General features: G+C 69.9%; 13 protein-coding genes. 10 read left to right on the forward strand and 3 right to left on the reverse strand.

What is annotated here, in order from left to right:
* The first annotated feature begins 114 nt into the window (after positions 1-114).
* Complete coding sequence (locus ACFZCP_RS41550) at positions 115-1251, forward strand: nucleotide disphospho-sugar-binding domain-containing protein (protein WP_391441450.1); 1137 nt, start codon at positions 115-117, stop codon at positions 1249-1251.
* A 110-nt stretch (positions 1252-1361) separates the two neighbouring features.
* Here ACFZCP_RS41550 and ACFZCP_RS41555 read toward each other — a convergent pair whose 3' ends face one another.
* Positions 1362-2168, reverse strand: coding sequence for a methyltransferase domain-containing protein (locus ACFZCP_RS41555; RefSeq protein ID WP_391441454.1), 807 nt, complete (start codon positions 2166-2168; stop codon positions 1362-1364).
* 140 nt (positions 2169-2308) lie between these two features.
* Here ACFZCP_RS41555 and ACFZCP_RS41560 point away from each other — a divergent pair, with 140 nt between their 5' ends.
* From ACFZCP_RS41560 to ACFZCP_RS41600, 9 genes are all read left to right on the forward strand, one after another.
* Positions 2309-3583, forward strand: a complete 1275-nt coding sequence (locus tag ACFZCP_RS41560; RefSeq protein ID WP_391441456.1) for a nucleotide disphospho-sugar-binding domain-containing protein — start codon at positions 2309-2311, stop codon at positions 3581-3583.
* Positions 3583-4788, forward strand: a complete 1206-nt coding sequence (locus ACFZCP_RS41565; RefSeq protein WP_391441458.1) for a nucleotide disphospho-sugar-binding domain-containing protein — start codon at positions 3583-3585, stop codon at positions 4786-4788. The genes ACFZCP_RS41560 and ACFZCP_RS41565 overlap by 1 nt, the downstream gene beginning before the upstream one ends.
* A gap of 24 nt (positions 4789-4812) precedes the next feature.
* Complete coding sequence (locus ACFZCP_RS41570; protein ID WP_391441461.1) at positions 4813-5418, forward strand: dTDP-4-dehydrorhamnose 3,5-epimerase family protein; 606 nt, start codon at positions 4813-4815, stop codon at positions 5416-5418.
* On the forward strand, positions 5415-6413 hold the full coding sequence (locus ACFZCP_RS41575; RefSeq protein ID WP_391441466.1) for an NAD-dependent epimerase/dehydratase family protein: 999 nt from the start codon (positions 5415-5417) through the stop codon (positions 6411-6413). The genes ACFZCP_RS41570 and ACFZCP_RS41575 overlap by 4 nt, the downstream gene beginning before the upstream one ends.
* A 174-nt stretch (positions 6414-6587) precedes the next feature.
* Positions 6588-7655, forward strand: a complete 1068-nt coding sequence (locus ACFZCP_RS41580; RefSeq protein WP_391441631.1) for a glucose-1-phosphate thymidylyltransferase — start codon at positions 6588-6590, stop codon at positions 7653-7655.
* 64 nt (positions 7656-7719) lie between these two features.
* Positions 7720-8085: a DUF6059 family protein gene (locus tag ACFZCP_RS41585; protein ID WP_391441468.1), complete on the forward strand. Its 366-nt coding sequence runs from the start codon at positions 7720-7722 to the stop codon at positions 8083-8085.
* A 50-nt stretch (positions 8086-8135) separates the two neighbouring features.
* On the forward strand, positions 8136-8732 hold the full coding sequence (locus ACFZCP_RS41590) for a response regulator (RefSeq protein ID WP_391441633.1): 597 nt from the start codon (positions 8136-8138) through the stop codon (positions 8730-8732).
* Between the two features lie 173 nt (positions 8733-8905).
* Positions 8906-10093: a DegT/DnrJ/EryC1/StrS family aminotransferase gene (locus ACFZCP_RS41595; RefSeq protein WP_391441471.1), complete on the forward strand. Its 1188-nt coding sequence runs from the start codon at positions 8906-8908 to the stop codon at positions 10091-10093.
* Positions 10094-10286: 193 nt separating this feature from the next.
* Positions 10287-11222, forward strand: coding sequence for an NAD-dependent epimerase/dehydratase family protein (locus tag ACFZCP_RS41600; protein WP_391441473.1), 936 nt, complete (start codon positions 10287-10289; stop codon positions 11220-11222).
* A gap of 70 nt (positions 11223-11292) precedes the next feature.
* Here ACFZCP_RS41600 and ACFZCP_RS41605 read toward each other — a convergent pair whose 3' ends face one another.
* Both ACFZCP_RS41605 and ACFZCP_RS41610 read right to left on the reverse strand, forming a co-directional pair.
* On the reverse strand, positions 11293-14763 hold the full coding sequence (locus ACFZCP_RS41605; RefSeq protein ID WP_391441476.1) for an SDR family NAD(P)-dependent oxidoreductase: 3471 nt from the start codon (positions 14761-14763) through the stop codon (positions 11293-11295).
* Entirely contained in the window at positions 14757-16007 is a 1251-nt protein-coding gene (locus ACFZCP_RS41610) for a cytochrome P450 (RefSeq protein WP_391441482.1), read from the reverse strand. The genes ACFZCP_RS41605 and ACFZCP_RS41610 overlap by 7 nt, the downstream gene beginning before the upstream one ends.
* Positions 16008-16116: the final 109 nt, after the last annotated feature.

A 16116-nucleotide genomic window follows, 5' to 3' on the forward strand; every position in this document is an offset into this window, starting at 1 on the left:
TTGAGTGGTCCTCGACCGGTTCGGTCCATGGTCGAGGGAACTACTCATGGACGGAGGCAACCGCTGGTGCGCGTTCTCGTTGTCACATGGGCTTGGCCCTCGCATCTGCAGCCCATGGTTCCGCTGAGTTGGGCGCTGCGGGCAGCCGGGCACGAAGTGATCGTCGCAAGCACCGAGGGTCTTGTGCCGGCCATCCGGGACGCCGGGCTGCCCGCCGTGGTGCTCGGGCAGGAGCGCCCGGATGTGACGCGACAGATGACCGGATTCTATTTCGACTGGCTCGCGTCGTTGCCGGGGCCCGCGAGGGTCGAGGACGTCCGGAAGCTGGGCCCCCATGCCGTGGCGATGTACGTGGCGATGGCCGAAGCGACGATCGACGACACGTTGCGATTCGCTCGGACCTGGCGGCCTGATCTGGTGGTCTACGATCCCACCACCTTCGTCGGGCCGCTGACCGCCGCCGCCGTGAACGTGCCTGCGGCACGCCACATTTGGGGGATGGACTACACCTCGGTGACCAGGGCATTCGAGCCGGAAGCACTCGGGAAACTGTGCTCGCGCATCGGGGTTGCCCCCATGGACACCCTGGGCACGGTCACCCTGGATCCCTGTCCACCGTCGTTGCAGACCGAACTGGACGTAGCCCGGTTGCCGATGCGTTTCGTGCCGTACAACGGTCCGGGCGTCCTCCAGCCATGGCACCTGGACACGCCCACGCGACCGCGCATCGTCCTGCTGGCCAGCAGCATCGCCGAGCTCTACCGCGAAACGGACTCGGCCGAGGGACTGTTCGCCGCGGTGCTGCGGGGCCTGGCCGGGCTGAACGTCGAGGTACTGGCGATCGCGGGGAGCCGGACGGACGCATTCCTCGAATCGCTGCCGGCCAACGTGCGGGTGATCGACCCGACCCCCCTGCATCTGCTGCTGTCGACGTGTGACCTGGTGATCCATCAGGGTGGCGGCGGGACCGTGATGACCTCGCTGGCCTACGGTGTGCCGCAATTACTGCTGCCGATGTCGGTCGACCACGTCTGGAACGCCGGGCGGCTCACCCGCAGCGGTGCGGGAAACTGGCTGTCCGCGGAATCGGTCACCGCGGAGGCCGTCCGCGACCACGTCGAGCGGCTGCTGGAGGAGCGGGGCCCGCGCGAGCAGGCACTGCGGTTGCGGGAAGAGATGGCGGCCCAGCCGTCCGCGGCCCAGGTGGTGGACTCGCTTGAGCGTCTCGTGGCGGAGCGGGGCGTCGGGTAACGGACCGGCTCGGCTTCACCGGTGAGTGGCGAACGCTTCACCAGTGAGTCCGAACGACGGACTGTCCCGGTTCGGGACAGTCCACCTTCCGCCTTCCGCCTTTCCGTCTGTCAGCCAAGCGGTTTGCGCAACGTGACGAACTGGCTGAGGACGGGATAGTTCCAGCTGGGAAAGAACTCGTCGATCCGGTCCGCGATGCGCTGCGGGTCGAACTCCGGGAATCCGCACAGCTCGGCGGGGTCGCCGCATTCGACCGTCAGGTTGTTTCGCGACAACAGGGCATGCACGTCGGTGTTTCGTCCCCAGGCGTTCTTGTCAAGCATCCCGAAAGGCTTGACGTCGAGGAACAGGTCGATGCTCAGCACGATCAGCCCGCCCGGTGCCAGTAGGTGGCACATGGTGTCGACCATCAGCTCGGCCTCGTCCTGATCCACGTGTTCGAGAACCGAGAGGGAGAAGATCCGGTCGAAGGAGTTCGCCTCGAAGTCAGCGTCCTGCAAGCGTTCGCTGACCAGCGTGACGTCCACGTCGAACATCGACGTGAACCAACTGTGGATCTCCGCATGCGCGTCGTTGGTCTTCTCGACCCCGACCGACCACTTCTCGTCCTCCGACGGATCGACGTTGACGACCTTGCACCCTTGCTTTGCCAGAACGACCTGGAACCCGCTGAGCCATCCGCCGACGTCCAGCACCCGCATTCCCGGCTGCGGATCGGCGGTGAAGTAAGCCCAGGGATACTCCATGGTCCTGGTGTGGCTGGTCGGCTGGAAACCGAAGGCACCATAACGTTCCGGGTTCTTGGCGCTGAACCTCTGCAGACTCACCTGCGAGTGATCGACGTGGAAACCGTAGGGTGCCCCCCAGCGCTTGTTCCACTCCCGGTATTCGGGCGGGATGTCCTTCTTCGCGAGCATGCCGGATTCCTCTCGTGCCGTTCGAGTCAGCATTGCCCCGCTGCCTCAAGGACCGGTGGGAATGCGGTGGGGCGGGGCTCCGGCAAGGGGGCCAGCGGTTCTCCCAGGTGTTTGCGAGCAGTCCGGCCGACCATGGGGCGATGCGCGCCTTGTTCATCACCTGGGCCTGGAACACTCACTTCTACCCCATGGTCCCGCTCGGCCACGCACTGCGGGCGGCAGGCCACGAGGTCATGGTCGCCAGTCAGCCCTCGTTCACCAGCACGATCACCGACGCGGGCTTGCCCGCCCTGCCGGTCGGCCCCGACATCGACATGCAGGGCCGCATAACAGCGGCGTACCGCAATTGGCGCCCGACCGCGCCTGCCCATGGTGCGCAGGGCACATCCAAGGCCCCACGCGGCCGGAGAACCTACCAACTCGCCGCGGACTGTGCCGAGGCGATGGCCGACGAGGCGATGGACTTCGCGCACTCATGGCAACCGGATGTCGTCGTGTACGAGCCGATGGCGCTGTTGGGGCCGCTGATGGCCGCCCACCTGGGCGTCCCCGCAATGCGGCTGCTGTGGGGAATAGACTTCTCGCGCGCGATCACCCTGCTCGGCGACGAGCTCTTCGGCGGCCTGGCCGAACGGCTGGGCGTGGACGAGTTCGCCCCGCTCGGGGATGTGACGCTGGATTCGTGCCCACCCCGGCTGCAGGTCCCCGCCGATGACGTCACCCGTCAGCCGCTGCGCTACGTCCCCTACAACGGCCCAGCCCGGCTGCCCGCTGTGCTGCACCGTCGGCCCGACCGACCACGCATCGCCGTCACCTGGGGCAAGACCCTGCTTCCCATCGGCCTGCACGACGCCACCCTCGGCCCCCGTATCGTCCGCGCACTCGGCCGCCATGACGTCGACGTCGTCGTCGCCACCTCCGCCGACCAACGTCAGCACTACACCGCGCTGCCCGACAACGTGAGCCATGTCGGGCCCGTCCCGCTGGACCTCCTTCTGCCCGGTTGCGCCGCCATCATCCACCACGGCGGCGGAGGTACCACCATGACCGCGATGAGTCACGGCGTCCCCCAACTGCTCTTCCCCTGGATCCCCGACGGTGTGGTCACCGCCCGGCAACTCCAGGCCACCGGCAGCGGACGTCACCTCCAACCGCAGGACCTCGACGACACCGCACTCACCGACGCACTCGACGCATTCCTCGCCGACCTGCCCACCTACCAGGACCACGCCGGCCGACTGGGCAGGGAGAACCGGGCCCTGCCCACCCCCTCCGAGGTCGCCACCCTGCTCGCCGGCCGGCTCAGCGGCCGCACAGGTCCTTGGGCCCACGTCCGTTCCCAGCCATGCACGAGTCGTTCCCCAGCTCGCTGCCGGAACATGACCATGGACCGAATAAGTGGAGGCACACGCTGATGCGCGCACTGTTCATCACTTGGCCGTGGAATTCTCATTTCTATCCGATGGCACCGCTGGGCTGGGCACTGCGCGCCGCGGGGCACGATGTGATGGTTGCCAGCCAGCCGTCCTTCGCGCCCACGATCACCGGAGCCGGGCTGCCCGCGCTGCCCGTGGGCCCCGACCTCGACATCGTCGGTCAGCTGTCGGAAATGTACCGTGGCTGGCGCCCGGAGAATGACCGGGCCGTCGTAGAGAACAGCCCACACCGAAAGAACGGCATCGTCTCGCTGTACCGGATCGCGGAGTCCGCGGAGGCAATGGCACAGGAGGCAATGGAATTCGCCCGGCAGTGGCGGCCGGACTTCGTCGTCTTCGAGCCGATGGCCTTCCTGGGGCCGGTTCTCGCCAGTGCGCTCGGGGTTCCCTCGATGCGCCTGCTGTGGGCCACCGACTCGTCCGCGAAAATCGCGCGCATCCAGGACGAGATGTTGGGCGGGCTCGCCCAGCGGATCGAGGCGGACCGGGTGAACCTGGTCGGCGACCTGACGCTGGACCCGTGCCCACCGCGGCTGCGCCGGGTCGACCCCAGGGTGACCGGCACGTCCATGCGTTACATCCCCTACAACGGCCCCGCTGAGCTGCCGCTGTGGTTGCGCACCCCGCCCAGCCGGCCGCGCATCCTCGTCACCTGGGGCGGGTCGTTGTTCCAGTACGGCTGGAACGAGGGCATTCTCGCTCCTCGCGTCGTGCGTGCCCTCGCGGACCAGGACGTGGAGGTCGTCGTCGCGGTGCACGGGGAGTACCGCGAGATGTTCACCGACCTGCCCGCGAACGTCGTGCACGTCGGCCCGGTCGCGCTGCATCTGCTGCTGCCCAGCTGCGCCGCCATCGTGCACCAGGGCGGCGCGGGCACCACGATGACGGCCGTGAGCTCCGGTACGCCGCAGTTCGTCGTGCCCTGGTGGCCCGACGCCATCGTCAACGCCAGGCAGGTCGAAGCCACCGGCAGCGGACGCCACCTGTGGCCGGTCGACCTTGAGGACGCCACCCTGAAAGAGGCGCTCTGCCAGTTCGTCGCCGATCTGCCCGGCTACCAGAACGCCGCCACGCGACTACAGGACGAGCATCTCGCTCTGCCTACGCCGGCCGAGGTCGTCACCCAGATCGAGCGGGACTCAGCGGCAGGCACGGGCCTGTGGGCGGCCAGGAAACCGGCGTAATCCAGAGGGCGCGAGGGAGTTCAGATGAAGGCTCGTCCGCTGACCCTACCGGGTGCGTTCGAGGTGATACCCGACCGGCATCGCGACAAGCGGGGTGTCTTCCTCGAATGGTTCCGCGCCGACTGGCTGCGTGAGGCCACGGGACACACGTTGAACGTAGCCCAGGTCAACCTGTCGGTCTCCACACTGGGTGCGATCCGCGGCCTGCACCTGACCAGGACGCCACCGGGACAGGCCAAGTACGTCTCCTGCATGAGCGGCGCGATCGTCGATGTCCTGGTGGACCTGCGGCTCGGCTCGCCGACGTTCGGACAGCACGAAAGTGTTCGACTGGACGCGACGGAACAGCACAGCGTGTATGTGCCCGAGGGTTTCGGGCACGGGTTCTGCGCCCTCACCGAGGGCGCCACCGTCTCCTACCTGTGTTCCACCTCGTACGCTCCGGAGATCGAGTACGTGCTGAACCCGCTGGATCCCGAACTCGGCATCACCTGGCCGGTCGCCGATCCGATCCCGTCGGACATCGCGGCCCAGGGCCGCGGGCTGCGCGACTGTCTGGATGAACAGCTCCTGCCGACCTATGACGAATGCCGCGCTCTTGCCCAGGCGCACCCGGGCCGGCTGACATGACCGCACCGCAGCCGCGCGCGCTCGTGCTGGGTGGCACCGGCTACCTGGGTCGTCGGCTGTGTACGGCACTGGACGCCGAAGGCTGGTCGGTGCTCGCCGTAGGGCGCCGCTCAGTACCGCTCACCGCAGCCCGGTTGCTGGTGGCGGATCTCACCAGTGCGGACATCTCTGACGTGCTGGCCGAGGCGCAGCCGAGCCTGGTGGTCAACGCCGCTGGTGGGGTATGGCAACTGAGCGAACCCGAACTGATCGATTCGAATGCCGTGCTGGTCGACCGGCTGGTGGCCGCGCTCGCGAAACATCCCCGAGCGGTGCGTCTCATTCAGCTGGGTTCGGCCAAGGAATACGGCACCGGACCGGCCGGCGTGGCGATCGCCGAAGACGCCGTCGCACGGCCCGTGAGCACCTACGGCAGAAGCAAGTTGTCGGCGACCCGAGCGGTGCTTGCGGCCACGCGGCGAGGCGAGCTGGACGGTGTGATCCTGCGTCTGCCGACCACGATCGGGCCGGGCAGCCCCCAGGTGAGCCTGCTCGGTACGGTTTGTGCGGCACTGGCCGCTGCGGTGCGGGAGAACCGGCCCGCGGTGCTGCGGCTGTTCCGGCTGACGGCCCATCAGGACTTCCTGGCGCTGGACGATCTGGCCCGTGGGGTCCTGGCGGCGGCGCAGAGCAGGCAGGCGGTGGGCCGGATCATCAACCTCGGCTACGGGGAGGCGATCTCCGTGCGATCACTGGTCGAGACGCTCGTGGCTGTCAGCGGTTGGCCGACGGAGATCCGCGACGATGCGCCGCCGTCGGGAACCGACCGGACCGAATGGCAGCGCCTCGACATCTCGACGGCCGCCGAGTTGCTCGGCTGGACGCCTCGGCAACAACTGCGCGACGCGCTCACCGAGGTGTGGTCCGCGGTGAATCCTCAGCGCGACGCCGACGCCGACGCCGACGCCGACGTCGCCCCCGACTCCGCGGACCGTCGGCCGACGCATTCCAAGTAGGCGCCAAGTCCGGCACTTGCCCCGCCGCGGGCCACCGTGGCCTGAGCGCGTCTGCCTGTCGGGAACCGGCTGTGCCTGCTCCGTCATGACCTTTGACGCTCACTCTGGGATACCAGCATGCCTATCGACCAGTCCCTCAGCGGTATTCGAGAAGGCCGTCCTAACGTTCGTTGCATGAAGGCTCTCGTTTTGTCCGGTGGCTCGGGCACGCGTCTGTGGCCCCTGACTCACACCTCGCCCAAACAACTGGTACCGGTGGCCAATAAACCGGTTCTCTACTATGCCCTTGAGGACGTCGCACGAGCTGGGATCACCGAGGTGGGGATCGTGGTCGGGGAGACCGCCTTCGAGATCCAGGAAGCGGTGGGCGACGGTTCCAAGTTCGGTCTGCAGGTGACCTACCTGCCGCAGGAAAAGCCGCTGGGACTCGCGCACGCGGTCCTCATCGCCCGGGAATACCTCGGCGACGACGACTTCGTCATGTATCTGGGTGACAGTTTCGCTGTCGGCGGGGCCGCCTGCCTGGTGCGTGAGTTCCGCGCCGACCCGACCGACGCGCGGGTCCTGCTCACCCAGGTGCCGGACCCGACCGTCTTCGGCGTGGCCGAAGTGGCCGACGACGGGCGGATCCTGGGCCTGGAGGAGAAGCCGGCGCGGCCCAAGAGCGACATGGCCGTGGTCGGCGTGTACCTCTTCACGCCGGTCGTGCACGAGGCGGTGCGAGCCGTCGAGCCGTCCTGGCGCGGCGAGCTGGAGATCACCGACGCCATCCAGCGGCTGATCGACACCCGGCATGAGGTCCGCTCGACGCGCTTTCACGGCTACTGGAAGGACACCGGCGACGCCCCCGGCGTACTGGAGGCCAACCGGTCGGTGCTGGAGAACGTCGAGCCGCGGACCGAGGGCACGGTGGACGCGGACAGCGAGGTGATCGGCCGGGTCAGAATCGAGGCCGGCGCACAGGTGCGCGGCTCCCGCGTGGTCGGCCCGGCCGTGATCGGCTGCAACACGGTCATCAGCAATTCGTACGTCGGCCCCTACACCTCCATAGCGGAGGACTGCCGGGTGCAGGACACCGAGATCGAGTACTCCATCGTGCTGCGCGAGGCCCGCCTGGACGGTGTGGGCCGGCTCCGGGCATCCCTCATCGGCCGCAACGCGAGCGTGACCCCCGCCGCGCGGAAGCCGTTCAGCAACCGGCTGATCCTCGGCGATCACAGCGAGGTGCAGATCTCTCCATGAGCAGACGGAGGAAGGCGATGAGCGGCGGTGCCGTCGGCACTGATGGCGGTGCGGCGTGAGGGGGATGCTGCGCACCGTGCGCGGTCTGGTGAGCGGCTACTTCCTGCGGCCACTGTGGCGCTGCCTGATGACGTACGGATCACTCCACGTCGCACCTGTCCCCCCCGACCCGTTCGATTTCTCCATCATCGAACAGTTCGTGTACTTCACCACTTCTTGGCCCGCCCCGGTCCGTTACGCCCAGCATCCGCCCGCGAGGCTGGCCGGGCCGCTGGCCGGGCCGCTGGCCGGCCATCCCGAACGAGTGAGGCCCGACGTGCCGCTGACGGAGCGGGAACGGCTGCTCGACCTTGAGGTCTGGTCAGCGCAGCGCCCGCACCGGACCCAGCCACCCCGGCGGTCGCAGCGCCGGGGCAGGTCCGCCCGGTAGCCTGGACGGTAGGGGACAGGCGTGAGGGAGAGCGGACGTTCGTGATCAATGTGGCGATCGTCGAGGACCAGGCGATGTTACGTTCGGCTATCGTGGCTCTGCTGGAACTGGAGCCCGATATCAGGGTCGTGGCCCAGCTCGGCCGGGGGGACACGGCGGTGGAGACCCTCGCGGGTGCCGGATGCGACGTTCTCCTGCTGGACGTCGAGATGCCCGGTGTCAGCGGTCTGGACGTCGCCGAGGCGCTCAAGCAGCATCCCCACCCACCGCTGGTGATGATGCTGACGACATTCCAGCGGCCCGGGTACGTGCGGCGGGCGCTGGAGGCGGGAGCGCGCGCCTACATCACGAAGGACTCGCCGGTGGGAGAGATCGCCGCCGCCATCCGACGGGTGGCCGCAGGCGAACTCCTCTTCTCCGGCCAGCAGGTGCGGCTGGCCATGGAGTCGGGCGACAGCCCGCTGAGCAAGCGGGAATGTGACGTGCTGCGTGCCGCCCAGTTCCACGACACCCTGGCCGACATCGCGGAGTATCTGCATCTGTCGGTGAGCACCGTCAGTAACTACATCACCGCGGCGATCGCGAAGACCGCCTCCCGCAACCGGGGCCAGGCCATCAGGATCGCGCGCGACCGCGGCTGGTTGTAGCGAGCGGCACTCGCGCTGTCCTTCACCAGTCCTCGACCGGTGCGGTCCATCGTGAGGGACCCGAGAGAAGGGGTTCCTCACATGCGTGTGCCCGCTGTCACCCGCCCCATGCGCACCGCCCGCCCTGGCGGCCGGGCGCGCGAACTGCGCCTCGTCGAGGCCGGGGAGCGGCGGTGAAACGGACTCTGGGGAGCCTGGCCGTCCTGGGCGGCGCGCCGGCGTTCGACACTCCCGTGGTCTTCGGGCGGCCCAACATCGGTTCACGCAAGGCGTTCTACGACCGGCTGGACAAGGTTCTCGACAGCAGATGGCTCTCCAACGGCGGCGTCCTGTGCGAGGAGTTCGAACGGCGCGTCGCCCAGGCGGCTGGCACCCCGTACTGCATCGCCACGTGCAACGCCACGTGCGCCCTTCAACTCGCCTTGCGGGCCCGGGGCGTGACAGGTGAGGTGATCATGCCGGCATTCACCTTCGCCGCGACCGCACACGCCCTGTCATGGATCGGGCTGACCCCCGTCCTGTGCGACGTCGACCCCGACGACGGCTCGCTGCTGCTGTCGGAGGCCGAAGCCCTCATCGGCCCGGACACCACGGCCATCCTGGGCGTCCACATCTGGGGTCGGCCCAGTCGGCTGGACGAGCTGACCTCGCTGGCCCAGCGCCACGCTCTCGCCCTGATCTTCGACTCCGCGCACGCCTTCGGATGCGGCTGGAACGGGCGGCGCATAGGCGGCTTCGGCGACGCCGAGGTGTTCAGCTTCCACGCCACGAAGTTCATCAATTCCTTCGAGGGCGGTGCGCTGGTCACAGCCGACGGGGAACTGGCCCGCCGGGCCCGCCAGATGCGGAACTTCGGCATCGCCAGGCACGACGACGTCGTCTCGGTGGGCACCAACGCCAAGCTGCACGAGGCCAGCGCCGCCATGGGCCTCACGTCCCTGGACGACATGGACCACTTCGTACGCAGCAACCGGGAGAACTACCGGCGCTACCGGGACGAGCTCGCCGGCACGCCGGGACTGCGGCTGCTGGAGGTCGACGAGCGCGAAGCCAGCAACTACCAGTACGTCGTGCTCGACGTGGACGCCGCACGCACCGGACTGGACCGCGACGACCTGTTGGCGGTCCTGGCGGCTGAAAACGTCTTCGCCCGCCGCTACTTCTACCCGGGCTGCCACCGCATGGACCCCTACCGCACCCACCGCCCGTTCCCGGGTACCGACAGCATCGCCGCCCGCGTCATGGTGCTGCCCACCGGGGAATGCGTCACCGCCGACGACATCACCGCGGTGTGCGCGATCATCCGGCTCGCGGTGGAGCGGGGCCACGAGGTCACCCGGTGCCTGCGCCGGGCCGCCTGACGACTCCGGCGCGTACGGCACGCTGAGTCGGCCCGGACGGTAACCAGGACGTCTCGGGAACCGGTAGAAGCCGCGTGCAGGAGCCGACGCCGACACATGTCCAGCGGCTCTGGAGCCCCGGGCACTGTACTGGCCTTCCGGTATGGCCGAGCTCGCGCCAAGGGAAAGCCAAGGGGAAAAGGGGGCGCACCAGATGCCCGGACTCGCATCCCGCGGGGAGCCCATCACCATACGCCGGGCAGTGGTGATCGGAGCGGGTGGATTCATCGGCAGGGAGCTCAGCGCGGTGCTGCACCAGACGGGCATCGACACCGCGTGTTTCACCAGGAAGGCCGCCTTCATACCGCCCGTCGGGCTCGCGCACTGCCTGCTCACCGCGGACGTCGTCTTCTACCTCGCCAGCAGCATCAACCCGCTGCTCGGGGAACAGCACCCCGAAAGGGCCCAGGCGGACCACCGGCTGTTCGCGGAACTGCTCTGCCGACTGGCCCAGATGCAGGATCCGCCAACGGTGATGCTGACCAGTTCCGGCGGCACGGTGTATGACCCGGACGTCCGCCCGCCGTTCTCGGAAGCCTCGCCGACCCGCGCCACGGCCTCCTACGGCGCCGCCAAACTCGCGTTGGAGGAGGAGCTGTCCGCGTATCGCGGCACCATCCCGGGCATCATCCTGCGCCTGTCGAACGTCTACGGTCCCGGACAGCGCGCGACGGCCGGGCAGGGCGTCCTGGCCCACTGGCTGCGCGCGCTGCACGAGGGCACACCGCTGAGGATCATCGGCGACCCGGCAAGCACCCGGGACTACGTGTACATCGACGACGTCGTCGACTGCATGCACCGGCTTCTGCACGTCGACCGGAGCGGGCTCCTGGCCACCTGGGGAAAACCACTGGTCCTCAACGTCGGCTCAGGACGGCCCACCTCCCTCGCCGAACTGGCCGACGTCGTACGGACCGTGGTGGACCGTCCCCTGGTTTTCGAACACCTACCGTCCCGCGGCCTCGACCGCGCTCATGTCTGGCTGGACGTGCGGCGGGCCCGTACCGCGATCGGCTGGCAGGCGCGGACGTCCCTGACCGACGGCGTCAGGGAGGCGTGGCGTGCGGCCGTCCTCGCGGCTGCGGGGTGATCAGGAACCGTTGACGACGCTCCAGCCGGGGGCCGGGGCGCCGTCACGTCGCCCCGCCCCCCCCGGGCGCTCATGACGGTGCAGGCTGCTCGGCAGCGCGCTCGGCGACGGTGGCGAGCGCGCGCACCGTCGGGTTGTCGTAGATCTCGACGACCGGGACGCGGACGCCGCAGTCGTCGGACAGGAGAGCGGCTGCTCGGATCGCCATGACCGAAGTCCCGCCCAGGGAGAAGAAGTTGTCGTCGACCCCTACGTCCTGCCGCTCCAGCACCTGCGACCACACCCGGACGACAGCGTCCTGCCACGGTGTCAGCGGGCGGACGTCCCCGGTGGCTGCCTGCGCGGATCGCGGGCCAGGCCGGTCCGCGTCCCGCGTCCCGGTGCCCCGGCCTGGGACGTAACCCAGCAGCAGGTAGGGTTCGCCCGCGTCGAGCGCGAGCTCGAACAGGTCGACTGCCTCGTCCCGGTTCATGGTCCGAAAGCCCCGGCGGCGGACCGCCACGTCGAGCTCGGCGGCCTTCCGGCTCATACCGAGGCCCGACCACACGCTCCACGCCTGGGCGTGCGCCGATGCGGACCCAGGCCGGCGCGGGCCGCGGGCGAAGGCGTCGACGCCTGTGCAGGCCGCCGCGTAGGAGCCGAACGGGGAGGCACCGAAGGCGCCGTTGAGCGAGGAGAACAGCACCAGCGTGCACGAGGGGCGCCGGGCCGCGAGTCGCGCGGCGGCCCAGGCGGTCAGGAACTTGTTCCGCAGGACGGAGCGGAACGTGTCCACCGCCTCGTTCGCCACCACATGCCCCTCCGGCTCCAGCCAGTTGCTGCCCACGTCCTGCGACGCGAGGTGCAGCACCAGCCCCACCGTGCCGCCCCACCGGGACTCCGTCTCGGTGACGGCCTTGTCGAGGGCCGCCTCGTCACCGGCGTCGCAGCACACATAGTGCACGCGGCCCCGCTCCGCCAGCGCGGTCAGGCGCTGCGCGCGCTCTCCGGCGCCGCCCACGCACACCGGGGTGCGTCCCACCAGCACCAGGTCCATGCCGTACCGGTCCTGGAGGTGCCGCGCGAGCTCGTACCCCACATCGCTCAAGCCGCCGGTGATCAGTGCCGTCGCGCCGGTGCGCAACGCGGACGGGGCGCCCCGGTCAGCCGGAGCCGGCGCCTGCACGGGGACCTTGCGGGGCACGTACCGGGTGCCGTCCCGATAGGCGGCGACGGCCTCGCCGTCGGCGCTACGAGCCTCGCCGGCCAGGGTGTCCAGGACGGTGGCGGAGGTCTCGGCTGTGCCGAAGTCCACCTGCCGCACGTCAAGCCGGACGCCCTCCGTCCGTGCCGTCCTGACCAGTCCCGTCACGGTCGCCGCCAGCGGGTTCACCGGTTCGTCCGCGCGGACCGCGCATGCGTGGCGCGTCACGATGAGAAGCCGTTCAGGAGGTGCCGGGGCACGCTGCGCGGACTGGAGGGCGACCAGCAGCGAGGCGGGCCCGCCTCCGTCGAGGACCTCGGGCCCCGGTGTCCCGGGCAGCGTGGTGTCCGGGCCGGGCAGCCAGGTGTAGACCTGCGTCCGGGGACGCAGGCCGTGACGGTCCAGGGCGGTGTGCACAGCCGCGTGGGAGGCGGGGTCGTCCGGGTCGATCTCGTAGCGCAGCGGGGTCAGTTCGCGAAAGGCGGGGCCGCGTGAGACGACGACGCTGCCGGGCGGCGCGATTCGCGCGTCCTCCGCGTCGCCGAACAGCAGCAGCGCCCCTGGCTCCGTCCCCTGAGTCGGTGGCGCCGGGGTGGGGTCCCAGATCTCCGTGCACATCCAGGATGCCGGGTCCTCGGAACGGGCGTACTCCTTGGCGAGCCGCTTCCGCTGGATCTTGCCGATCGCCGTCTTCGGGAAGGACTGCGCCGGGATCAACACCACATCGTCGGGTACGAAACCGAACCGACGTGCGGTCACCTCACGTACGCAAGCGACGAGTTCCTCCGACGTCGCGGTGGCGGCGGTGGTGCGGGCCGCGAAGACGACGGTGCGGCGCTGTCCGCGGTGGGTGTGCACCCCGCACACCGCGACGAAGCCGGGCCTGAGGTCGGGGACCGACTCCAGCGCCGCCTCGATGTCGTGGACGGGGACGTTGACACCGTTGACGACGATGGCGTCGGTTCCCCGCCCCACGAGGGTCAGCTCGCCCTCGTGGACGAACGCCCGGTCCCCGGTGCGGAACCAGCCGTCGGCGGTGAACGCCTGCCGGTTCGCCTCCACGTTGCCCACGTAACCGCGAAACAGCGTGGACCCGCTGATCTCCAGGTCGCCCACCCGGTCGCACGGCAGCACCCGGCCGTCCTCGCCGGTGATGCGGACCGTGACGCCCGGCAGGGGGACGCCCGTGACGGTGAGGGGAAGCGACCTCGGCAGGCCGGGGCGGACGAAGGCCAGTGCACCGTCGAGGGAGGCCGCGTCCACATGCACCATGCCCACGGCGGTGTCGGCGGCGTCCAGGCGCGAGTAGACCACCCCGGAACCCGTCTCCGACATGCCCCAGCTCGGGTGCACGGCGTCCGTGCGAAGACCGTGCCCGGCCAGCCGGGCGGCGAACTCCTGGGCGGTCGCGCCGACGACGGCCTCGCCCCCGTTCAGCATGTGCCGCAGTGCGCGCAGGTCCCAGCTGCGTCCGGCGTCCCGGCGCAGCTCGCTGTTGACGAGGCCGTACGCGAAGTTGGGCGCCCAGGTCATCGTGGCGCGGTGCGCGCTGAGCAGGTCGAGCCAGGCGAGCGGGTCCCCGAGGATGAGGCGGGTGTCCACGTCGACGTAGTCACACCCCAAGAACGCGGACTGCAGGCTCCACATGACCAGACCGCCGATGTGGTCCAGCGGCATCCAGTTCAGCGCGACCTCGTCGGGCCCGAACCCGTTGTGCCGGGCCGCGGCCCAGGCACGGTGGGCCAGCGCCCGGTGGGTCAGCGGCACGCATTTCGCCACGCCTGTGCTGCCCGACGTCAGCAAGTGCACCGCGACGTCGTCCGGGCACCGCTGCACGGCCCCACCGGGCTGCGGCTCGGCCGCCTGGCTGCCGGACGGGGGCAGCGCTCGCAGGTCGAGGCGGCGGGTGGCGGCGTCCTGGTCGGCCCAGTCCTCGTCCGCCCAGTCCTCGTCGACGACGACCAACGGCCCGCGGAACAGCTCGCACACGCCCCCCAGTCGGCCCCGGTCGGCCTCCCCGGAGGGTCCCGCCGCCGGCGGCGCGATCGGGGTCGGTACCGCTCCTTCGAGCACACACGCCCAGAACGCGGTGAGGAATCGCATGCTGTCGCGGACCGCGAGCACGACCGGCTCACCGGGACCGACGCCCGCCGCGCGCAGTGCCGACCGCGCCGGGCCCGCGGCACGGGCCAAATCACCGTAGGTGACTGCCAGTTCCTCGCCGCCCGCGTCGACGGTGGTGACGGTGCGGCCACCGTCCGCCGCACGCAGCAGCGCGGCGCTCAGAGTGGCCGGCCAGTCGGAGGGCGGCCCGGCCGCTTCCCCGCTCAGGACCGCCTGCGGTGGTGCGCTTACCACGTGACCTCCAGCCTCTTCAGCCCGAAGAGCACGGCCTCGTAGTCGACCGCGTCGTCGGTGATGCGTTGCGCGAGCCGCAGACCGGGCAGGCGCTCCAGCAAGGTGGTCAGGACGAGGGTCAGCTCCAGCCGCGCCACCCGCGCCCCGATGCAGGCATGGGGTCCATGACCGAAGGCCAGGTGCCGACCGGGGGAGCGGTGGACGTCGAAGCGCTCCGGGTTCTCGAACACCCTCGGGTCCCTGTTGCCCGCGGCGCCCAGCAGCACCACGCCGTCGCCGGCCCGGATCGTCGTCCCGCGCAGTTCGACGTCCTCGGCCGCGATCCGCACGGCGGCGAGCTCACCGACCGACAGAAACCTCAGCAGTTCCTCGACCGCCTGGGGTACCAACTCCGGATGCCGGCGTACCGCGGTGAGCTGCTGCGGATGGTGCAGCAGTGTCAGGACACCCAGCGAGATCATGTGCGCGGTCGTCTCGTAGCCCGCCAGCAGGATGACGAACACCGTGGCCAGCATGGACCACACTTCGAGCTGACCGGCCGCGACGTACTCCCGGAGCACTCTGCCGATCATGCCGGCGCCGGCCGAAGCGGGCGATGCGGCTGCGTCGTCGGCGATCTCCCTGACGAAGTTGAACAGCTCCTCGAACGCCTCGGTGCCACGATGGGTGAGCGCGGCCACCGACAACTGCTCCAGCCGGGGCAGTTCGCCCTCCGGCGCGCCGAGGATCCGGCCGATCGTGAGCGCGGGCACGGGCATCGCCAGCGATGTCACCAGGTCGGCCGGCGGCCCTTGCGCGACCATCCGGTCCAGGTGCTCATCGACGCAACTCTGCACGAACGGCCGCAGCTCATCGACCCGCCTGGGCAGGAACTCCGACAGGAACATGCGGCGGTGCGCCAGATGGTCCGGCGCGTCCATGCCGAGAAACACCGGCACGGTGGCGAGCTGGGCGGTCTCGCTGTCGAGGGAGGGAAAACCAGGCCGCGACCGGTCCGAACTGAGCCGGGCATCGCCCAGCAGAGTCCGGATGTCCTCGTAGCGGGACACCAGCCACACCAGGGAGCCGCCGGCCAGACGCGCCCGCCGTACCGGCGCGTGCTCGCGCATCTCGGCGTAGGCGGCCGGCAGCCCGAACGGGCAGGGCCGGCGCATCGGGAACAGCGGCACGCCTCCGGGCACGGCCTCCACCGGGCACCTGCCACCGGCCGCGGGGCTTTCTCCGCGTCCATCGGGGGCGTCCATGCGCCGACCTCCGTTCTCCTCAGGTGGCGCTGCCGACCCTGGTACGCGGCCGTCGGAGCGGATTCGTGCCCGCATCGAGTTGCTGATCGAGGGGCAGGACAGCGATGCT

Source organism: Streptomyces sp. NPDC007971, assembly GCF_042958635.1.
Classification (GTDB): Bacteria; Actinomycetota; Actinomycetes; order Streptomycetales; family Streptomycetaceae; genus Streptomyces.